10 protein-coding genes, 2 tRNA genes and 2 rRNA genes are annotated in these 21,499 nt (G+C 56.0%); 9 read left to right on the top strand and 5 right to left on the bottom strand.

Going from position 1 to position 21,499, the window contains the following annotated elements; all coding sequences use genetic code 11:
• Window positions 1-83 precede the first annotated feature (83 nt).
• Entirely contained in the window at window positions 84-2,234 is a 2,151-nt protein-coding gene (locus tag RSSM_RS08905) for an ATP-dependent DNA helicase (RefSeq protein WP_008676905.1), read from the bottom strand.
• Window positions 2,231-3,409 carry a hypothetical protein gene (locus RSSM_RS08900; RefSeq protein ID WP_008676903.1) on the bottom strand — a complete coding sequence of 393 codons (1,179 nt, stop codon included), beginning with the start codon at window positions 3,407-3,409 and terminating at the stop codon, window positions 2,231-2,233. The genes RSSM_RS08905 and RSSM_RS08900 overlap by 4 nt, the downstream gene beginning before the upstream one ends.
• A 162-nt stretch (window positions 3,410-3,571) precedes the next feature.
• Between RSSM_RS08900 and RSSM_RS08895 the strand changes: the two genes are divergently transcribed.
• From RSSM_RS08895 to RSSM_RS08885, 3 genes are all read left to right on the top strand, one after another.
• A complete protein-coding gene (locus RSSM_RS08895) occupies window positions 3,572-4,480 on the top strand; it encodes a TrmH family RNA methyltransferase (protein ID WP_008676902.1) in 909 nt (302 codons plus the stop codon).
• A gap of 180 nt (window positions 4,481-4,660) precedes the next feature.
• Window positions 4,661-6,055, top strand: coding sequence for a hypothetical protein (locus tag RSSM_RS33640; protein WP_008676897.1), 1,395 nt, complete (start codon window positions 4,661-4,663; stop codon window positions 6,053-6,055).
• Window positions 6,056-6,152: 97 nt separating this feature from the next.
• Window positions 6,153-7,466 carry a hypothetical protein gene (locus tag RSSM_RS08885; protein WP_144059665.1) on the top strand — a complete coding sequence of 438 codons (1,314 nt, stop codon included), beginning with the start codon at window positions 6,153-6,155 and terminating at the stop codon, window positions 7,464-7,466.
• Window positions 7,467-7,560: 94 nt separating this feature from the next.
• Here the strand turns inward: RSSM_RS08885 and ald are convergent, their stop codons facing one another.
• Window positions 7,561-8,643, bottom strand: a complete 1,083-nt coding sequence (ald, locus tag RSSM_RS08880; RefSeq protein WP_044301925.1) for an alanine dehydrogenase — start codon at window positions 8,641-8,643, stop codon at window positions 7,561-7,563.
• Window positions 8,644-8,862: 219 nt separating this feature from the next.
• Complete coding sequence (locus RSSM_RS08875; protein ID WP_008676890.1) at window positions 8,863-10,797, bottom strand: TlpA disulfide reductase family protein; 1,935 nt, start codon at window positions 10,795-10,797, stop codon at window positions 8,863-8,865.
• A 391-nt stretch (window positions 10,798-11,188) separates the two neighbouring features.
• Between RSSM_RS08875 and RSSM_RS08865 the strand changes: the two genes are divergently transcribed.
• The 4 genes from RSSM_RS08865 to rrf all read left to right on the top strand — a co-directional run bounded on the left by RSSM_RS08865 (window position 11,189) and on the right by rrf (window position 15,320).
• Window positions 11,189-11,262 (top strand) — tRNA-Ile (locus RSSM_RS08865).
• 90 nt (window positions 11,263-11,352) lie between these two features.
• A tRNA-Ala gene (locus RSSM_RS08860) sits at window positions 11,353-11,425 on the top strand.
• 796 nt (window positions 11,426-12,221) lie between these two features.
• Window positions 12,222-15,104, top strand: a 23S ribosomal RNA gene (locus RSSM_RS08850).
• Window positions 15,105-15,211: 107 nt separating this feature from the next.
• A 5S ribosomal RNA gene (gene rrf / locus RSSM_RS08845) occupies window positions 15,212-15,320 on the top strand.
• 1,196 nt (window positions 15,321-16,516) lie between these two features.
• Here rrf and RSSM_RS08835 read toward each other — a convergent pair.
• A complete protein-coding gene (locus RSSM_RS08835; protein WP_008676881.1) occupies window positions 16,517-20,125 on the bottom strand; it encodes a bifunctional proline dehydrogenase/L-glutamate gamma-semialdehyde dehydrogenase in 3,609 nt (1,202 codons plus the stop codon).
• Window positions 20,126-20,265: 140 nt separating this feature from the next.
• On the opposite strand from RSSM_RS08835, the gene RSSM_RS08830 reads away from it, so the two are divergent.
• Both RSSM_RS08830 and RSSM_RS08825 read left to right on the top strand, forming a co-directional pair.
• Window positions 20,266-20,754 (top strand): hypothetical protein, encoded by a 489-nt coding sequence (locus RSSM_RS08830; RefSeq protein ID WP_044301916.1) that lies wholly within the window; start codon window positions 20,266-20,268, stop codon window positions 20,752-20,754.
• 219 nt (window positions 20,755-20,973) lie between these two features.
• The gene (locus RSSM_RS08825) at window positions 20,974-21,363 is read left to right on the top strand and encodes an acyl-CoA thioesterase (protein WP_044301914.1); all 390 of its coding nucleotides are present in this window, start codon (window positions 20,974-20,976) and stop codon (window positions 21,361-21,363) included.
• Window positions 21,364-21,499: the final 136 nt, after the last annotated feature.

The raw sequence follows: 21,499 nt of genomic DNA, 5'->3' as shown, positions 1-21,499 counted from the left end.
CGACTCATGTGGAGAATTCGTTCGGAGTATACCGCAGCGGAGCGAGACGATGCGCGTCGGTGGCGTTCGTCGCAGTGGTCGTGTCAGGACTTGCGGGAACGTTTCTTAGTCGGTTGCACGTTGAGAATAGGCATCTCGGGGAGAGAGCTGAGGAACCGCCGCCCGTAGGGTTTGGTTTTGATACGGCCATCGAGGACGACGACCATTCCCTCATCGCTGCGGGTGCGAATCAACCGTCCAAAACCTTGACGAAACTTGATGACGGCTTCGGGGAGTTGGTAGTCAGAGAACGGGTTCCCGCCCGCGGCGCGGATGGCTTCCAAACGGGCTTCGAGCAGCGGATGATCGGGGACGGAGAACGGCAATTTGGTGATGATGACGTTGGTGAGTGCATCACCGGGAACGTCAACGCCTTGCCAAAAACTGTCCGTCCCTAGCAGCACGCCGCGTGGGTTCTCGCGAAACGCGTCAAGCAATTGGGTGCGGTTTCGTTCGCCTGCTTGGCTGTAGAGTTCGAGATTCTTTTCGATCAGCCACGGCGTGATCGCTTCGGCGCAGCGTCGCAGTAACGCGTAGCTGGTGAAGAGTACAAAGGTGTGACCGTCGCAGTAGTCGGCGAACCGTTTGATTTGTTGCGGGATCGACCGTTCGAAATCTTCACGCTGCGACGAAGGATCGGGCAAACCGTTGACGATGACGAGTTTGGCTTGCTTTTGATAGTCGAACGGGCTGCCGACCTGTAGGTTGCGTCCTCCGGTCAGCCCGACGCGGCTGCGGAAGAACGAGAACTTTTGTTCGTCACCGCTGGCCAGTGTCGCGCTGGTCATGACGACCGAATCGATATCGTCGTTTTGAAACAGCTCGGTTCGGAGCGTTGCACCGATGTCGATGGGCGATGCGGAGAGAGAAACGCGGTCTCGCCCGCGTCGGTTTCCGGTGGTCTCGACCCAGTAAACACATTCATGTTCACTTTTTTGAGCCAGCCATTCCCGCAGACCTCCCGCGAGGGCGAGCAGTCGATCGTGAGCGGACTGGAAATCTTGCCGATCGGAATCGTTTTCCTGAGCGTCGGCGTGAGCCCGCAGTTTCCGCGCGAGTATCTCCATCGGTTCGCTCAACGGGTTGCTGACCAAGTCGGGATGGTGGACGCGTCCGTTGCGGGACTTGGTTTGTTCGAACCAATCGAGGACGTCCGCGAAAAGGTTGCTCGCGGCGTAGCGGCATCGATCGACCTCGGCTTGGAGACCTTCCAGTCCGTGCGCAACGAGTAGACCTTTTTGTTGCCGATCGTTGTAAAGCCGATCAAACAGATAGTCGAACTGGCCACTGGTCAAACGCATGCCGAGGTGATCGCCGGCGACGGATTCGATGGTGTGACATTCGTCGAGGATGACGGCGTCGTAGTCCGGCAGGAGCGAGAACCCTTGCCGCCGCATCGCCATGTCGGTGAACAGCATCGCGTGGTTGACGATCAACACCTGTGCGTTTTGGGCTCGGCGTCGGGCGCGGAAATAGAAGCACTCTTTGAAGTGCGGGCATTTGCTCCGTAGGCAGTTTCCCGTATCGCTGCGGACTTCGTCCCAAACGGCCGCATCGGGTTTGATTTCCAACGAGGCGAGCGATCCGTCATTGGTTTCTTTGGACCACTTTTGGATGTTTCGCAGTTGTTGGATTTGGAAGTCGTTTGCCATCAGCGACGTGGATTTCGCGACGGCACGTTGCATCCGGCGGATCGAGAGGTAGTTGCCGCGACCTTTGACGAGCACGGCGGAAAACTCTCGCGGGATGACACTGTTGAGCAGTGGAATGTCTTTGCCGACGAGTTGTTCCTGCAAGCTGATCGTGTGTGTTGAGATCAGCACGCGTCGGCGTTGGTTTTCGTCTGAGGTGGCTTTTTTGGGTTGGGAGACGACGTCGTCGATTTGATCGTCAGGATCGGAGTCGACGGCGGGGCGTTTCCCCTCGGCTTGGTTGCGGGTTGCGAAGAGGATCGCGGGAACGAGGTAAGCGAAACTCTTGCCCGTCCCCGTTCCGGCTTCGGCGATCAGGTGTTCTTTTGCATCGATGGCAGCGGCCACCTCGCGAGCCATCGCGAGTTGCTGTTCGCGTGGTTCGTAGTTGCTCAGTCGCCGGCTGATGCTGCCGCCGGGACCGAGGATGGAATCAACGTCGAGCACATCGCCGCGCGGAGGTTCGTTCCCGCCGCTCGGTTGTTGGTTCGGTCCTTGGTTCACGGAGTTGAGTCCGCCTGCGGGTCGGAGTCCGGATTGTCGGGGGCGACGTCCACGATCGGTCGGTCGTAGATGCGATGTGTCTTGGTGCAGGTCGCACCACCGCGGGTGATCGTTCCGCGTGAGAGTTGGTTGCTCTCGAGCACCCACGAGAACTCACCGACGGTGATCCCGTAGTCGATCGAAGCGGGCACGATCGGATAGAGCGTGACCAGACCGAGACCCCATTTTTGATATTCGGGCAGCACGTTCGCACTGACCAAACGCAGCCGTTTAATTTTCTTTCGTCCCAGCAGCAAGTGCAGCCAACCAAACGGAAGCAGTTTGCCACCGATGCGGCGGATGATCGGGTTGTAGTCGAGCAAACCGAATCCGGCGCCGACGGGTTTGCCATCGATTTCCGCGATGCTGGTCAATTCGGGGACGAGCAAATGTTTGAGTCCGTTGCTTTGTTCATCGACCTCGGCTTCGCTCATTGGGACGTAACCCCAGGTTTGTTTGAGCGATTGGTTGTAGATGTTGAGGAAGATCCGAACGTCTTCCTTGAAGTGTGATCGTCGGATCGGCCGGGTCGTTGCTTTGAATCGCTTCATCGACTCTTCCATGATGTACATCATCTTGGGGTCGAGTTCGCTGAGGATGTCGATCGAGGCTTCGTAGCTGAAGATGTCTTGCGACTTTTCGAAGCCGAATGAATTGATCAGCTTCTCGTAGTACGGCTTGTTGTAGGTGATCAAGAATGTCGGTGGCGAATCGAACCCGTCGACGAGGAGTCCGACCTCATAGTTGAGGCTGGGGTGGACCGGTCCGCGGGCGACGGTCATGTTCCGATCGCGGAGCCAATCGCAGGCGGCGGAAAGCAGCGCGGTGGCGGCCTCCTGGTCGTCTTCGCATTCGAAGAAACCGAAAAAGCCGATCGTGTCTTTGTGGGTACGGTTGTGAGCGTGATTGACGATTGCGACCACCCGGCCGACCACCACATCACCACGCTTGGCGAGAAAGCACTGTGCCTCGGCGTCTTCGTAGAAAGGGTGGGGTTTGAAACCGACGAGCTTTTTGCGTTCATCCCACAACGGCGGAACCCAGTTCGGGTCGTCGCGGTAGAGTCGCCGTTCGAGTTCCAAGAACGCTTTTTGGTCGCGGCGGGTCTCGACGGCGAGGCAGGTGACCTCCGACATGTTGGTTCGACTTTGATGAGGCGGGGATGGATCATGGCGACGACTGCGACGGCTAGGGTGTTGAACAGCCGGTCGGTATCGTGAACGATAAAGCTCCGCCAAGAATAACAAACCTCACCCGATCAGCCCATCGACGAACGGGCACCAGAAAGGCCGACCCCCTTGGAAATTCTCCGCAGCAGCCAAAACGCGACGATCCGACGGTTGGCCGGTCTTCGGAACAACCGTCGCCGACGAGCCGCTGGGGTGGTTTTAGTGGATGGAGCTCGCGAGACGCTGCGGGCGATCGAGTCAGGGATGCGTCTGCTCGGCTTCTATGAGCAGGTCGCCGGCGAGACCCTGCCGATCGATGGCGGTCCGGAATTGCAAAGTGTTCGAGCACATGCGATCGAGTCGGGTGTGTATCGGGGCGTGACCCGTGAACTCTTCGCAAAGGTTTGTTACGGCGAGGCGGATGACCGGTGCCTCGCGGAGTTTGTCCATCCGGGCGATTCGCTCGCGGATCTTCCGGAGTTGCGGCCCGGTTTGGTGTTGGTGCTCGATCGGGTGGAAAAACCTGGCAACATCGGCGCGATTTTTCGGACCGCGGACGGGGCGGGCGTTTCTGCGGTTTTGTTGAGTGATTGCCCGAGTGATCGTTTCAACGCCAATGCGATCCGCGGGTCACTCGGCGCGGTGTTTACCGTACCCGCGGCATCGGGCACGGCGTCGGAAATTGCAGAGTACCTGTCCGATCACGTCGACGAGATGTTTGCGATGAGGGTGGAAGGATCGACGTCGTTGTATACGGTCGATTTGAGTGCAGCGGGGCCGCGTGGTCGAACGGCGGTAATCATGGGCAGCGAAGCGGATGGACTGGCCCAACGGTGGCAAGAATGGCGGTCGCCTGCTCGGCGAAACGACCAAAAACTTTCGGGGGAGAAGCCTCCGATGGCGAAAATCCCCGGAATTCACCTACCGATGGCGGGTCATGTCGACAGCCTCAACGTCTCGGTTTCGGCGGCATTGGTGGCGTATGAGTCCGTTCGCCAGCGTTGCAATCGGTGCGAATCGGACGTTCGGAACGATTGATTCCAGCGGAACCACCGCTGCATCTCGGAGAATCGTTAATGTCGGCGCCACCGGTCGACGATACAGAGGTTGTCCGACAATCCGTTGGTGAATACCTGTGAGTGTCGGAGCGGAAAATGTGCCGGGGGGGTACATGATCCAACAGATCGTGAGCGTAAGGATTCCGCTATGGACAGAGAGATGCCTCGTGAGTTCCGTCAGTGTCGACGGGTCTCTAAGAAGCGAATTTGGCTAGCCGGTTTGATTGAATCAAACTGGCTCAAGCTGGGAGCCGGTGTATCGGTGGGAATCGCCTCATGCGGTCTCGTCGAGGGAACTGCATCCGCGGCCGACGCTCACACGAGCGGAGGGCACGTCCGCAGCAATCCATACGTCAGTCCGACGTCGTTGCCCGCGAGCTTGTTTGCAAACGCTCCTCAGGGCGAAGGGCAACAAAGTGCCCAAGCCAAAGGGGTCGTGCAAACGTCGGATCTTCAGTACTCCGAACTGCGACTCAAAAGCATCGGCACGGCGGTTGGTCTGGTACCGATCGGTAACCCGCGGTCGGTGACTCCGTCGGTCGAGGTCAGCAAGCCGAATCCGTCGAAGATTCGGGTTAATCCGATGGCCAGCGGGCCGTCCGATCTGATCGATCAACCCGTTGTCGTGTTGAACCAAAACGCTCCCACCGCAACGAACCACCCACGCATCGTTTCGATGCGACGCAACGGGTTTTCGTCCGATGGGCAGTCCAGCAGCGACGCGGCCGAGCCGGTGAACGGACCGCAGTGGGGAGTCCCCTCGGTCGCTCAGACGCCCGTGCCGGAACCGCAAACGACCGCCAAAGCCATACCGGCCGAAACGCCTGTCCCTGCGACGGTCACTACAAAGCCCGCCGTTCGGCCGCATGTGGTATCCAACGAAATCCAAACGCGAGTCGCGGCGGTTCAGGAGGAGACGCACGAGCCGGTGATGTTCTCGTTCAGCGATTTCTCTGAATCGAACGATTCCGATCGAACGCCGGTCACAGAGCAAGCCTCGGCGGAACCGCAACCGATCGATGCAGGCCCCACCGGGTTTGTTATCCCGCCACCACCGGCGGATGCCTTCGCGGCGACCGGACCGACGGCAACCCGCGATCGAAAACCGACCAAAACCACAACCGAGAACCTGCCACCGCTGCCCGCGCCGAGTCGGCATTGGGTCGCATCGGCGGGATCGGACGGTTCGCCCGTGAAACGCATTCAACGTCATCGGAAACATGTCGAGGTGGCTGCACCTCCGATGATTCCGACGGCCAGAAGAGAACACACCGGGACCGTTTCGGCGGCCCCGATTGTTCCGGCAAAACTTGCCGGATTCGCTCTGCCCAAACCGGCTGCAGCGAAGCAAGACACGAAACCGCAGAAAGAGGCTGTTCCCGTGCCGAAAGTCACGGAATCACCCCTGATGCGTGAAATTCGTGAAACTCATCCGACGGCACGCATTAGCTTGGCGGAGATGAAGGACCAAGTGATCGTTCGGGGCGTCTGCCGCACCCGCGAACAGGCGACTGAAATCATTCGCCTGGTCCGTAGTCGGTTTTTGGTCCTGTAGATGACCAGTTGGTTATCCGTTAGTCGCAACAACAAAATTCTGTCATTCGCAACGTGTCGGTCTGGTGACCGCCAAACAATGTCTCGAGGTTCGGATCATGAACATTACTTGGATTCCTCGCACCCAGAAGTGCTCGAGCGGGGCTGTTTCCCGCTTCCGGGCCGGTATCGGTGTCGCTCTGGCAACGCTCGCGTGTTCGCTCACCGGGTCAGTCGCTGACGCACAACTGCTCAAGAGTTTGCAACACGAGGGACAGTCGTTCCAGGTCGTACCGGCCTCGGAGATGTCCAGTTTGCTGCCCGGGCCGCTGTCGAATCTCGATAGCGAAATCGCCCAGGTGGGTTGCAACAGCGGCAGCTGCAGTACCGGCCAGTGCAGTACCGGCGAATGCGGCAACGGGCAGTGTACCGGCCAGTGCGGCGGGAACTGCAACGGTGCCGGCTACGGCGGCTACGGCGGTGCCCCATGCATGAGTTGCCCGACCTGCGATCCGTTCTGCTATGGACGGGTTGAGGCGTTGCTGATGCGTCGGGAGGACCTGTCGCGGTTCACCCGTTCACGCGAGTTTTCGATGGACGAATACGACTTTGAACTCGCCCCGCGGGTCACGATCGGAACCGTGCCAGACTGCGTCAGCGGTACCGAAGTCAGCTTCACCGGACCGATCAATTGGAATATGTCCAACAGCGCTGCAGGCGTGACGGGCAGCACGTTCCTCTCCGAACGAGTGCCCGCCGTTTTGCTCGGCAGTGCACTCGCCGATCAGGACATCGGTTTCACGTTCCTGTATGACCCCGAAGCAACGGGTCCTGCGGACGATCCGAGCGACCCGATTGCTTTCCAGAGCCAACGCTATGAGTCGACCTACTGGAGTGCCGAAGCGAGCCGCACGTCGGTCGCTTGGGACATCGCGAAACTGCTCTTCGGTGCTCGTTACATCAGCTTCGAAGAGGAGTACCGCTACACCGCGTCCAACGGTGCCGCACCGGCCGACAACGGATATATCTACGCCGACACGCAGAACGACCTGATCGGTCTGCAGGTCGGATTGGACATGTACAGCCCGGTTTGCCGCTTCGGTTCAACGTATCTGCGAGCACGGGCCGGTGGTTACTGGAACCTGTCCGAAGCCACCGCAGTGGTCGACGACCAAGACGAACGCCTCTACGCAATGCGAGATGATGACGGCGACTTCGCCTACATGATCGAGCTGAGCAACGGTGTGAACTACCAAGTCGGCGAACTGTTGTCGCTGCACGCCGGTACCGAACTCTGGTACCTCGGCCAAGTCGCAACGGCCGAGGACCACATCCCATCGATCGTCGGGGCACGGGCACCGGTTCAATCGCTTGACGCCGGTGACGATGTGTTGTTCGTCGGTTTCAGCGTCGGGGCGACGATGAAGTACTAGGTCCAGCAATGACCTCTTCCGACCTGTTGGGGTCGGAGGAGGGTGAGGTTGGAACGTCGATTTGACACCGCAAAAGACGGGAAAAAACGACTTTTTAAGAAGCCCCGTTGAACGCGTCCGCCACGGCTTGATGAACGATCTCGCCACGATGAATGTTCAACGCCGAGGCGAGTGATCCGGAAGGAGTCGCATCGCCCTGACCGGCCAAGCGAATGACATACGGCAGGGTCGCGTTGCAAAGGGCAAACGTACTCGTGCGGCCTACCGCACCGGGCATGTTGGCGACACAGTAGTGAACGACATCATCGATGATGTAGGTCGGGTCGCTATGAGTCGTGGGGCGGCTGGTTTCGATACAGCCGCCTTGGTCAACCGCGACGTCGATAATCACGCTGCCCGGTTTCATCATCTTCAAGTCCGATTCGCGGACCAATTGAGGGGCCTTCGCACCTGGGATCAACACCGAGCCGACGACGAGATCGGCTCGTTGGATCTCTTCGAGAATAGTATGTCGATCGCTGAAGAGCACGTTCACGTTCGCCGGCATGATGTCATCGAGATACCGAAGCCGGTCGAGATTGACATCGAGGATCGACACGTCCGCCTGAAAACCGGCCGCGATTCGAGCCGCGTTGGCACCGACAATGCCGCCACCCAAGATCGTAATGTGCGCCGGTGCAACTCCTGGTACACCACCTAGCAGAATGCCGCGTCCCATCTGCGGTCGTTCGAGGTATTTTGCCCCTTGTTGGATGCTCATGCGTCCGGCCACTTCGCTCATCGGCGTCAGCAGAGGAAGTCGCCCTTCATCGTCGCGAAGTGTTTCGTACGCGTAGCATGAGGCGTCCGATGCGAGCATCGCTTCGGTGAGTGAATCGCTCGCGGCGAAGTGAAAGTACGTGAAAACAATTTGACCCGGCCGGATCAATTCATATTCACTCGGTTGGGGCTCTTTCACTTTGATGATCATGTCCGCTGACGCAAAGACTCCTTTGGCGTCATCGACGATGACCGCGCCGGCCTTGCGATAGACTTCGTCAGGCATGCCCGAACCGGCTCCGGCGCCCGATTGAATCAACACCTCATGGCCCCGGCTGCGTAGTTCCTCCACGCCGACGGGCAACAACGCGACTCGGTATTCGTCAGATTTTACTTCGGTTGGGACGCCGATTCGCATGGCATTTCTCGTTGTTGACGTGGCGGGAATTCCGCGTGGGAAGGGCAATGTTGCGATCTTGCGGGGCAGCCTGCAGGATCACGGTGGGTGAGTAGATTCTGCCGCCAACGATCGGTTGATTGTCAATCAACGCCTTGCTGTCGGCAAACAAAAAAGGCCCGCTCCAATCAAGGAACGGGCCTATAGATATCAATCTGCTTTTGCAGAGGGTCAACCGGTCTATTTCAGCAACTCAGCTAATTCGCTGTCGAGTTCCGCTTCGCCCACGTTGTGGCGAACCACACGTCCTTTACTGTCAATCAGCATCATCGTAGGTAGGGTCTGGACGCCGAATTGTTTGGCCAATGGGCTGCCTTCGAGTCCGCCGTCTTCGTAGAGCTGAACCCACGGAACGGAGTTTTCTTTCAGGTAGGCGATGGCCTGTTCACGCGAATTGTCGATGTTGACACCGACCAATTGCAGGCCCGCACGCTGGTAGCGGGCTTGAAGGCTGCGAAGGCGTTTCATGTCCTGTTTGCACGGCTCGCACCAGGTTGCCCAGTAGTGCAAGACGATGGGGCGACCCCGCATTTGGCTTAACCGGAACGGCTTGCCTTGGATCGTGCGGCCTTCCAATTCGACCTCGCGGCCGACCGATTGCAAACGCACCGCGGCGCCGGTGGCCCGTTCGGCGGCGTCGGTTCCGCGGAAATCGCTGGCGACTTCCTTGTAGAGCTTCAACGCGGCCTTGTCGTCACCCTCAAACTCTTTGCTGAGTGCGAGTTGTAGTTTGGCCGATGCGGTTTCAGGGGCACGTGGGTAACGCTCGGTGAACTCGGTCAGTTCGCCCAACCACCATTCTTGAATCTTTGCGAAGTCAGCGTCGGGGCTTTGGCGAGCAATGTACTCGGTTCCGATCAACTGATACTCGGTGTAGGCACGAAGAGCTTTGCTTTCCGGTGCACTCGATTTGGACAGTGAACGGGCGAGCGATTGCAACCGCGACAAACCCTCTGGGTAGGCACCGCTTTGCACGGCAACACTTACCGTGTCGACCAGTTGGCGGGTCCATGTATCGCGTTCTTCCAAGGAAGTGGCCGCATCAATCAGGCTTGCAACGACGTCAGCCCGTTTGGCGTTGAGGACGGCGAGGTCCTTTGTTTCAGTTGCCCGAGCCAAGCGAGAATCGATCGCCTCGAGTTGGCCGACGAGTTTTTGCGTCTTGGCGTCACCGGCGCTCGAACCGTTCGATGTTGGGGCGGTGACACCGCCGGGAGTGAAGAAATTCCCGCCCGACTGAGCGATCGGTTCCCCGTTTTCAGCGAGTGTCGGAAGGTCGAGGAGCTTCCAAGTATCACCGGCACGCAAGATGGTGCCGACCATCAATTGTCCTGATTTGTTGCCGGATTCAAACATCGCTACGGCGTTCTCGTAGGCGGTGACGTCTTTGTCGAAGCCAGGTTCGCCGGCCGGCATGACACCCGGTGAAGTGGCCGCAAATTGCAGCCATTTTGAGTCTCGATTGACGATTCGTTGGGACCGGGCAAAGTCCTTGAACTTGGACGCCGCACGGACGGCTTTCTTGGTAAGGCTGTCTCGCAGATCGCCGGTGATTCCGACCCCACGGATGTCCGAAGGGGTGGCCAGGAGGGCAGCAAATCGAGTCGCGTCTTGGTCGGCGAGTGCCGCGATCAGCTCCATCGTGACCTCTTCGGCCGAAATGGTTTTCCATTCGTCGATGACCCCGTCTTCATCTGAATCCAGGCCCCATCGTGTGCCCCCGGTCGCCATCCAGCGGTACTGATCCGCTTTCCCGTTGTAGTTGGCATCGACGTCCCGGTAGACCTCGACTCCGTATTGAAAGTAGCTCCAAAGGTCGACTTTTTTGTCCCCGTTGGTGTCGGCAAACCGTCGCAACATGGTCCCGTCAGGCCCCAGAACCTCCCAACCGGACCAGTCGTCTCGTTCAATATCGCGGACTTCGCAGCGACTGACTTGGTCCTTCGTGACTTCGTCGAATTCGACGCCATTTTGGACGGGTTTCAGACCCAGAGCGGCAGCGGGAGAAGGCGGCGCGGCCTGTGACAAGGAGGCACTCGTCAACGCGGCAGCGATCGCCAGCGAGAGAGCAAGAGGATGCAGGCATGGTGACTGCGGGGACAGCGAATGGTTCATGGTGACGCTTCAAATCCTTCTGATGGTACCGATTTAACGTGGAGGCTTGTTCACGAATGGAAGGGGCGGAGATTGTCGACTGTTCGTCACGGCGACCGGAGTTCTCGGCATCGAGCCGGCCGGGACCACTGTGATTAACGGTCGGAACGGATTTTCCGCACCGGATCGAGCTATTTTGCCTGAACCATGTTGTTGAAGGGAATGTCGATTCAAGTATTCACCCTGACTAACCCGAAAAAACTTGCTCGTGCCGGAGTGAAAAGCTTCGAACTCGCGTACCAAGCGACTGAAATTTTGCGAATTTTCGACGCATTTCCAGGCAAAAGAGCCTTTGACAAGCGTCAAAAAGTTCCTACACTTCGTCCCCTCTGGTCGCGAGACCGGGGTACACGGGCGTGTAGCTCAGTTGGTTAGAGCGCGTCGCTGATAACGACGAGGTCCCAGATTCGAGTTCTGGCACGCCCATTTTTGAGGTTCGAAAAGGAATCGCCGAAGGCCGAGATTACAGGTTTCCCTGAATCACCTTCTGCGTTACTCTGTCGAGCTTCAACCCAAGGGGGTATAGCTCAGTTGGGAGAGCATCTGCTTTGCAAGCAGAGGGTCGTCGGTTCAAGTCCGTCTACCTCCACTAGAAGATGTTGGAAGTGAGTGAGTTTGTCTCGCTCGGACGCGTCTTCGCGGGATAAGAGTAACTAGCCATTGGCTGGTCGTTCTTGCCGCGAGTAACCGTCCGAACAACGAGATAAAACGGTCAATGAAAACAATTTGAAATTTTGTTTCAGATTGAACTTGACCTCCGGCGACGGATCGCTATTCTTCCCAACCCGCAACCGAGAAGTGGTCGCGAGCTTCATCGCTCCGGCAGGTTCTCAGTTGTGGTTTTCAAGCGAAACGCTGATGAAAACTTTTTAAAGATTTCCTCACTGTTCCGCTTGACGCGAAGTCAGCTCATCGCTAACTTCTCCGCTCGCTCGAAAACGACCGGCCGAGATCATCTCTCACTGTGAGGGGAAAATGATCTCGACCGGCTGCTTTCGGCAGCGTCTCTTGGTCTGCTCGCAACAGCGAGTGGTTCAGGAAACTGATTTTTGACAATTTGGTTGTTTGGTAGTTGGCATCTGAAAAGAGCACCATATGTGGATGTTGAAGCCGGCCTTTTTCCGGGGCACGGTGAATCATTCACGCAAGGTAGTTTATAAAGTTCTTTGGAAGCGTCGCCAGTCATGAACGCCTGTGTTTTCACGGGTTGATTGATCTGGTGATTGATTCGATTGGATTCTTGAGAGGCCAGGCTCAATTAAATGAGTTTGGCCACTATGTGATATCGTTAATAGATTCTATTGAAATCTATGAGCAAGAGCAATGTCGGTTTTGTTCGCGGTTCGCCGCGGTCGGGATCGGTGGCTTGAGTTCGGGATTTCGGTGGCCAATCTATCAAGGGCACATGGGGGATGTCTTGGCGTTAGAAGGAGAAGGGCGTGGAAGTCTGCGAAAAGCCTGGGGAAGTTGACACACAAGTGATGATCCCGGGATTCCCGACCGCAGCATACTGAATACATAGGTATGTCTGTAACAACCTAGTGAACTGAAACATCTAAGTAACTAGAGGAATAGAAAGAAAAATCGATACCGTTAGTAGCGGCGAGCGAAAACGGTATAGCCCAAACCGTGAGGGTTTCCCTCGCGGGGTTGTAGGACTTCGATATAGGATTGTGATTGGTTAGCGGAACGGCTTGGAACGGCCGGCCACAGAGGGTGACAGCCCCGTACGCGAAAACTTCATTGCACCTTAGAAGCACCTGAGTAGGTCTAGTCACGTGAAACCTAGACTGAATCCACGGGGACCATCCCGTAAGGCTAAATACTCTCTAACGACCGATAGCGAACCAGTAGCGTGAGTGAATGGTGAGAAGAACCCCTGCTAGGGGAGGAATGTGAACCTGAAACCATGTGCCTACAAGCGGTCGGAGCACTATTTTAATGTGTGACGGCGTGCCTTTTGCATAATGATCCGGCGAGTTGTGGTAAACGGCTTGGTTAAGTTCTGACGGAACGAAGCCCAAGGGAAACCGAGTCTGAATAGGGCGATTGTCGTTTGCTGCAGACGCGAAACCTGTGTGATCTACCCATGAGCAGGTTGAAGCGCGGGTTAAACTGCGTGGAGGACCGAACCCACTTAGGTTGAAAACTGAGGGGATGACTTGTGGGGAGGACTGAAAGTGTAATCAAACCAGGAGATAGCTCGTTCTCTCCGAAATATCTTGAGGGATAGCGTCGAGTAAATTAGTAACCGGGGGTAGAGATACTGAATCGGATGGGGGCCCTTCCCGGGGTACCTCACTGAACCAAACTCCGAATACCGGTTGCCGTACCTCGGCAGTCAGTCCCTGGGGGATAAGCTCCAGGGTCGAGAGGGAAACAACCCAGATCGCCTGCTAAGGTCCCGAAGAATTACTTAGTCACTAAGGAAGTTGAAGTGCTATGACAGCTGGGATGTTGGCTTAGAAGCAGCCACCATTTAAAAAGTGCGTAACAGCTTACCAGTCGAGCATTTCTGCGCCGATAATGAACGGGAGTAAGTAATTCACCGAAGCAGCGGATTCTAGATTTATCTAGAGTGGTAGGAGAGCGCCGATGATCAGATACGAGCCGTACGGTAACGAGCGGTGTTGGGGTCATCGGGTGATTATGCCGGAATGAGTAACGATAAAACAGGTGAGAATCCTGTTCGCCGAAAGCCTAAGGTTTCCTGGGGAAGGTAATTCCGCCCAGGGTTAGCCGGTACCTTAGTCGAGGCCGAAAGGCGTAGACGATGGATAGAAGGTCAATATTCCTTCGCCGGTTGTGTATTCAAAGCAGGGACGGCGTCCAGAAAGTGAGCGGTACGAATAGAAATGTCCGTAGCGAAAACTGAGGTGACCGGGGTTAAATGTCCGGTTATAGCCAAGGTATAGCTCGAGAGCATCCAAGTTCTCGAAGTCATTGGAAGGACGTCCAAGAAAAGCTGCGATGATTAAGCAACTGACCGTACTAAAACTGACACAGGTAGGCGAGATGAGAATTCTAAGGCGCTCGGGAGAACTGTGGTTAAGGAACTCTGCAAAATGGCCCCGTAAGTTCGCGATAAGGGGCGCCTCTTTCGGTTCACGCTGAGAGAGGCCACAGAAAATCGGCTCTAACGACTGTTTATCAAAAACACAGGTCTCTGCTAACACGCAAGTGGATGTATAGAGACTGACGCCTGCCCGGTGTTGGTAGGTTAAGGAAGACTGTTAGCGTAAGCGAAGCAGGCGACCGAAGCCCCAATAAACGGCGGCCCTAACTATGAGGGTCCTAAGGTAGCGAAGTTCCTTGTCGGGTAAGTTCCGACCTGCATGAAAGGCGTAACGATTGGAGCACTGTCTCAACCACAGACCCGGTGAAATTGTAGTTGTGGTGAAGATGCCACATACCCGCGGTTAGACGGAAAGACCCCGTGAACCTTTACTGTAGGCTGCTATTGGGTTGAGATATAATTTGTGTAGGATAGCTGGGAGGCTTTGAACTTTGTACGCCAGTACATCGGGAGCCGTTGTTGAAATACCAGCCTGGTTATATTTTAATTCTAACTTTGATCCCCTGAATCGGGGCAAAGGACAGTGTCAGTCGGGCAGTTTGACTGGGGCGGTCTCCTCCCAAAGAGTAACGGAGGAGTGCAAAGGTACACTCAGCCTGGTCGGTAATCAGGCGTAGAGCGTAAAGGTAAAAGTGTGCTTGACTGCGAGACTCATAAGTCGAGCAGGAACGAAAGTTGGTCTTAGTGATCCGGTAATCCCGAATGGAAGGGTTATCGCTCATCAGATAAAAGGTACTCCGGGGATAACAGGCTTATCGCATCCGAGCGTCCACAGCGGCGATGCGGTTTGGCACCTCGATGTCGGCTCATCACATCCTGGGGGTGTAGAAGCTCCCAAGGGTTTGGCTGTTCGCCAATGAAAGTGGTACGTGAGCTGGGTTCAGACCGTCGTGAGACAGGTCGGTCCCTATCTGCCGTGGGCGTTCGAATCTTGAGAGGATTCAACTTTAGTACGAGAGGATTTAGTTGGACGAAGCTCTGGTGTACCAGTTGTCGCGCTAGCGGCACGGCTGGATAGCTAACTTCGGAAAGGATAAACGCTGAAAGCATCTAAGCGTGAAGCCCGCCTCGAGATTAAGATTCGTAGACATTAGTCGAAAGCCCCCTGGAAGACGACCAGGTTGATAGGTTGGACGTGTAAGCACGGTAACGTGTTCAGCAAACCAATACTAACGGGCGAAAGTTTGGCCACCGATATCCCGCACTCAAGAAAAGTGCCAATCGATGGCTTCCAAGACGTCATTTGCTACTACCAAACAACTCGGCCTGACGGCGGCGAAATATTCGTCGTCAGGTCTTTCTGGCGACTATATCGCAAAGGTTATACCTGTTCCCTTCCCGAACACAGAAGTCAAGCTTTGCGAGCCGATGATAGTGCCCACCAGCGTGAAAGTAGGTATTGCCAGATTTTTAAAAAACCCTTTGGTTTCGACCAGAGGGTTTTTTTATGCGCTCATGGTTGTGCCGTATATGTATGAACTGTTCGTTAGCTTCACTGAGCCTTCGATCGTTTCATGGCGGCAACCATTGGCTGCGCAATCCGAGCGGTATCTTTCAGATGCTGCGACACCGAACGGATCGATTGAGCATTGACCGGCTTCCCAGCTTGAGCTGCCCAAAGAATGATCGCCGTGTCCTCGGTCAAGCGTACAAGGACTTTGCAGTCCCGTTAGTGCGGAGGGTTCCTTATTCGTACGACAGGGTAGAGATTGCAGATCGGAAGAATGCTTCCGATTCGTTTCTCTTTGAGTTGATGGAGCCCGGACTACGGCGTCATGATCGAGATGAATGAGGAGGCCGTTGGTGACTATTCTCCTATCGACTTTCAACTGACGTATGCTCAGCTGGGTTTCAATTCGCTTGCTGACCCGGAGTCCCGGGTCAGAGCATTTTGCGAAAGACGGATGTTTGATTCGCTCTGGACGAAGTCGAATCGGCCGGTAGGAGCCGCCGCGACGTGAACCACATCGATCTGCCCCTTGGCGGTTTGTGTATGAAGAGCCCGGCTTTCATTGCGTTTGGCCAAATTTCTCGTCGCGGCATTCCTGCGCCCGATTTCTTCACGGCCCGATGGGGTGCCGGAAATCTCTCGATTCCCCGGAGGTGCATTTTTATTCAGCCCAGGGCAACGTTCTGGGGACGGGAATCAAAATAAGCCGCAAGCCCTAACGGGGGTGGCCCTAAACTTGCCAGATCACCCGCATCCCACGAATTTGGGCAGCCTCTTCGAGGTTGGAGAATGAGAATTCTGCTTGCCGTCCTGACATAGCGCCGCCCCCTTTGACTCTGTTCGTATTCGGTTCGTTCTACTTGTCGATCGGGCGATGGTATGAACGGGATCGGGCCGGTGGATTCACGCAAACCGCCTATCGCTTCGTGTTTTGAAGCGATAGTGTTTCGTAGAATTTGGTAGCCAAGTTCAGACGCTACAAAGTACCGGTACTTTGTCCCACGTTGTTGTTCGGATTGATCGAACGGCCATGAATTCGCGGCGCAAAACAAAGCTCCCGCCCCGGTACTTGGGTTGAGAGCGATGCGTGTATCAAAATGGGGCAGTTGATTGTCTGCAGAGTCCCAGAGTTTCCTCGTTCTGAGCTCACGCGGTTATGGTTGTTGTCGGCGGCCAAGGTTTCCGTATCGGTGGTAGTCGTTGCTAATCGACTGTTCGTTGATGTAGCGCAGGCATTCGATGCGACCGTCGGCGAGCACTGGCTCGTCGATAATGGAAACAAAGTTCTCGGCACATGCGGTCCGAATCGGGCCGACGTCCAGTCTCGAAACACTTCGTAGCCTGGAAACGCGGCCGTCATTGATCCGTTTGGTCAATTCGTCGGTCGTTTCTTCCAGCGGTTCAATCAGACCTGGTAGCCAGTCGGCGATCGACTCGATCCGTTGACGCTCTTCTTTTGGCAATTCAGGATCAATGGAGAGTGTCAGTTGGGCGGAAACCGCCGTTGCTGCCGCGATTGCGACGATGGTTTTAACGCGTCGGTTTTCTATTTCGGATGTTGTGGCGGATTCGACTCGAAGGGTGAGATCGGCGGCAGCTTGATAGCGCCGGATGTTGTCTTGCCCGACGAGTTGAAACGTGTCGTGCTCTTTTCCAAACTCCTCAAAAGCTGCCTTGCGGCAACTGAGAACCGAGTCTAGGAGTATTTTCTTCTCGGCGCTCGAAAGTGTTTCGTTGTGCGGGCTGCGATGAACCCAATCGGTGAAGCGATCGAGTGGTGGGTGTTCGGAATCAATGTCGGTGTTTCCTGCGATCATTCCCTGTTCATTCGCATTGCTGCTGTCGTTGATTTTGCACAACGCGAGGACATAGTGCGGACCTCCGGCTTTGAGCCCTGGTCCGTAGGCGCTCATCCCGACTCCGCCGAACGGCTGGCGGAGGACGATCGCGCCGGTTGTGGGTCGATTGATATAGAGGTTTCCTGCTGGAGTGGTCTCTCTCCACAATTCGATTTCTCGTTTGTCGAGGGATTCGAGTCCGCTCGTGAGGCCGTAGCCGGTTGATCGGACAATATTGATTGCTTCTTCGAGTCGGCCGTACTTCATGACACTCAAAACGGGACCAAAAAGCTCCGTGGTGTGAGAGAAACTGCCCGGTTTGACGTTCCATTTCACGCCGGGTCGGTACAGGGTGGGGTTCCCGTCGACGTGTTCCGGCATCACTAGCCACGATTCGTCGTCATCCAGTTCTCGTAGGCCTCGGGTGAGTTCGTCGTTTGGTACCGATACTAACGGTGTGACCATTGTGTGGAGATCCCACGCCGACCCGACGTGCAGGCTTCGCACGGCATCGGCGAGGTGTTCTCGGAAAGATTCATCATTAAAGACTTCATCTTCGAGCAGCAACAACGATGTTGCACTGCATTTCTGGCCGCTGTGTCCGAACGCGGAGTAGAGGACGTGTTTGATCGCGAGGTCACGGTCGGCCATGGCGGTAACGATGGTGGCGTTTTTTCCACCTGTTTCTGCGAGAAGATGCAGGTCGGGACGAACTTTCAGCATCCGTTTGGCGGTTTCGGTACCACCGGTGAGGATGACGGTGTCGATCTTTGGATTGACGACAAGCGTTTCCTCGGCGACATGATCCGGACAGGGAGCAAACTGCAATGCGTCGACAGGAACGCCGGCTTCCCAGAAGGCCTCGCAAAGCAGATACGCAGGCAAAATGGTTTCCGCAGAAGGTTTCAGAATCACTTGGTTGCCAGCGGCCAAGGACGCGGCGATGCCGCCACAGGCGATCGCCAGCGGAAAATTCCACGGGGTGATCACCGCAACGATTCCGCGGGGCTCGATTTCGAGTGTTGGTCGATCGGCCCAATCGACCATGGTCAACGGATAGAACTCGCAGAAATCAATCGCTTCGCTGACCTCCGGATCGGCTTGGGCGACTGTTTTTCCGGCGTCGGCGACCATGGAACCGATCAGATCGCCACGACGTTCGCGAAGCAGTTGTGCCACTTTTCGCAGAATTTCGTACCGTCGCGACAGCGGCCTTTCTGCCCATTGATTTTTCTCATCAATGGCATCGATAGCACTGTGAATCTCTGGCGCCGTGGCTTGGCGTACCCGGCAGACGAGTTTTTCTGGTCGAGAGATGTCATAGGAAGGTTGCCAGACGTGGTCGTCCGAATCTTTCGATGCGTCGACGGCCAATACCGGTCGGATATCCACGGCGTTTTCGTCACACCGTTCTTTCCAGGAGGCGAGGATGTTGGACGCCCACTGAGAATTGTGTGGCAGAGACCAATCCGTGTCTGGTTCGCAGACGAACTGTGTCCAATGAGGTGCGGGATCGGGTTGGGTGGGCGGAGTGGCGCGATCTTGCTTGTTTCTGGGCTCGACCGACACGGTCTCCATCATTTCGAGAGACTTTTCGAACCCTTCGGCGAGGCGTTGGAAGGTTTCCGAACCGGGTTGCAGCGAATACGAGTGCCTCAAGAAGTTTTCCGGGCCTGTGTTTTCGTCGAGTCGGCGGATGAGGTAGCCGATCGCGTTGAGAAAATCGACTCTTCGGCAGGCCGGGGCATAGAGGAGCATCGGGACGTCGCGATTGGTGATCGCGCGGCGTTGATGGTTCGCCATTCCCTCGAGCATTTCGAATTGGACGTTTTCCGAACAATCCATTTCGGCGCACCAATTCATCGCCAGGGCGACGTCGAACAGGTTGTGAGAAGCGACGCCGACTCGCACGTACCCATCCGCGGCCGCCTCGAGCAGGCGGCGTAGCATTTTTTTGTAGTTCGCATCGGTTTCGATTTTGTGAACGTAGGGAGCCATCGGCCAGCCCGACACGCTCGCGTCGACCCGTTCCATTTCCCAGTTCGCCCCTTTCACGAGCCGGACGGTGATCGGTCGGCAGCCATTTTGGACACGATTTTTCGACCACTCGATCAGATCTTGCATGACGCCGAACGAATCGGGAACGTATGCCTGCAGCGCGATACCTGCCGCGGTTTGTTCGAGGCCGCGTCGGTCGAGCGTCCGTTTCATCACGTCAGCGGTGAGGTGGAGGTCTTTGTATTCCTCCATGTCGAGGTAGACAAACTTCGCCGGTGAATGGTGGTTTGCGTTTCGATAGAGCGACTCGAGCCGGTCCGACACGATGCTGATGGTGTGTTCGTAGGCGAGCGAAGAGACCTGGCTATAGAGCGTGGTGAGTTTGACCGAGAGACAGCGAACCTCTGGAAGACGCAGCAAATGGATGTAGGTTTGCAACCGGCCCCGCGCGTCGTCCTCACCGAGGAGGGCTTCGCCGAGCAAATTGACGTTCATGGAAACGCCAGACTCTTGTCGTTTCTGAAGGTGTTTGACCAGGAGTTCCGGTTCGGCGGGCAAGATCACGTTGGCCGTTTCCTGACGCATCTTGTCTTTGACCAACGGGACCGCGACGCCCGGAAGGTATTCACCGAAAGACTGAAACCCTCGGAGCATGGCTTGCTCAACGGGACTGAAGAAGCGAGGGATGCCCTGCACGTCGAGTAGGAACGAGAGTTGATCGGCGACCCGCGCGGGGGTGTTGGTTCGGAACGCTTGGTCGGTCATCTCCACCAACGTCGCCTTGTCTGCATCGTGATCGATCATCCGATTCAGTTCGGCTTGTTGTCGACGTTCTTGCGGGGTTTGTAGTTTTTGCGCGGCGATCAGTAATTCTTCCGCCAATTGAATTGCTGAGGTTGCGTCGTCGAGTTGGGTTGATTGGTTCATATCACCATTGGAGCTGGTTAAAGGTGGGTTAGCAAACAAGCAGCGGAAACTAGCCTTCGCGGTACGAAGATTGCTATAATCGACGGACCGTTGGAGGGGTGTGGCGTATCATCCCGTTTCGTCCTCCGTGGATTTAAAAAATGGATACATCTGTGATTGACCCGAATCGGTCGGGTGCAGCGTTTGGTTTCTCACCATCTTCAGTTGCTGTGAACCCGCCTGAATCGGCAGTTGTCACATTGGCGAACTCGTCGCCCGTGTCGAGCACGCAAAGCGAGGAAATGGCTCACATGCGTCGCCGTTTATTTCGCACTCTTGAGTTCCCTGAACGGTGCATTGTTGCGATCAACTGCAAAGTGGTTTCGACCGACCGAATGAAAGAGATCGCAGATCAGTTCTTTGCAGACGAAGTCTATCGAGAATGCCACAATTTGGTGTTAGCGATTCCTGCCGATGACGCGTTCGCACAATCATCCGCGTTCGATTGCGTCCAAGCGATCAAGCAATCTGCGTTCGAGAATCATCATGACGGAAAGGTCAGTTGGTTGTTGATCCACCACCCTGACTCTGAATTGAACGCCCTCGAAAGCTTGGTTCGTCAGCAAGGCGGCCAGTGGTACGGATCTTAGTGCCGTGGTTCTGAATTCGGTTTGAGAACTCATCGGGCGTTCGGCGTTTGCTGTCGTTTTCCGATGGGTTTGTGAAGGTGTTGGTCGTGTTGCTAGGCATTGTCTGATGCCGGTTCATCGCGAAACGTATTGACCCTGCGTGGAAGTGAAACCGGCATGCTGCTATTCTGCCCCCGTTTCTAAACTTTCGATTGGGGCGACGGGGCGGCATCTGAACTCATGTCCGAGAACAAAGAACAAACCATCACCTTACGAGTGAGATATGATGAATGTGACCCGATGGGGTTTGTTCATCATTCCAACTACCTTCGATACTTTGAAATCGGCCGTACCGAATTTCTTCGCTCTGCAGGCGGACGGTATCGCGATGTCGAAGCGGCTGGCTTATTCGTAGTCGTTGTGCATGTTGATTGCCGGTATCGAATGTCGGCAAAGTATGACGACGAGATCCAGGTAACGACTCGGATCGCGAAAGTCACCGCAGCGAAGATTGTTCACGAATACGTAATCGCTCGTGACGGAAAGGTGCTCGTCGAAGCAACCGTCACGCTCGCGGTGATCGATCGGGAAGGACGTCTGCAGCGAGTCCCGGAGTCGGTTATCCAATGATCACGCGAACATGCCATTGCGGTATCCCAGCGACTGTTTGCTTACGTTCGTCCTTTGTCCCTGCCCTGCAAAGGTGCGTAGAGTTTGGGCTGGAACGATCCGCGGCAAGATCCGTGTCCCCTTTCACGTGCTTGAG

Source organism: Aporhodopirellula sallentina SM41 (genome assembly GCF_000346505.1).
Lineage (GTDB): Bacteria > Planctomycetota > Planctomycetia > Pirellulales > Pirellulaceae > Rhodopirellula > Rhodopirellula sallentina.
Note: the sequence above shows the minus strand (reverse complement) of the source record. Positions and strands in the feature narration are given on the sequence as shown.

Excerpts from the sequence above, each read along its gene's own strand:
- RSSM_RS08835 (WP_008676881.1), bottom strand. The coding sequence starts at position 20,125 with ATGAACCAATCAACCCAACTCGACGACGCAACCTCAGCAATTCAATTG.
- RSSM_RS08825 (WP_044301914.1), top strand. The coding sequence starts at position 20,974 with ATGTCCGAGAACAAAGAACAAACCATCACCTTACGAGTGAGATATGAT.
- RSSM_RS08875 (WP_008676890.1), bottom strand. The coding sequence starts at position 10,797 with ATGAACCATTCGCTGTCCCCGCAGTCACCATGCCTGCATCCTCTTGCT.
- RSSM_RS08900 (WP_008676903.1), bottom strand. The coding sequence starts at position 3,409 with ATGTCGGAGGTCACCTGCCTCGCCGTCGAGACCCGCCGCGACCAAAAA.
- RSSM_RS08885 (WP_144059665.1), top strand. The coding sequence starts at position 6,153 with ATGAACATTACTTGGATTCCTCGCACCCAGAAGTGCTCGAGCGGGGCT.
- RSSM_RS08830 (WP_044301916.1), top strand. The coding sequence starts at position 20,266 with ATGGATACATCTGTGATTGACCCGAATCGGTCGGGTGCAGCGTTTGGT.
- RSSM_RS33640 (WP_008676897.1), top strand. The coding sequence starts at position 4,661 with ATGCCTCGTGAGTTCCGTCAGTGTCGACGGGTCTCTAAGAAGCGAATT.
- ald (WP_044301925.1), bottom strand. The coding sequence starts at position 8,643 with ATGCGAATCGGCGTCCCAACCGAAGTAAAATCTGACGAATACCGAGTC.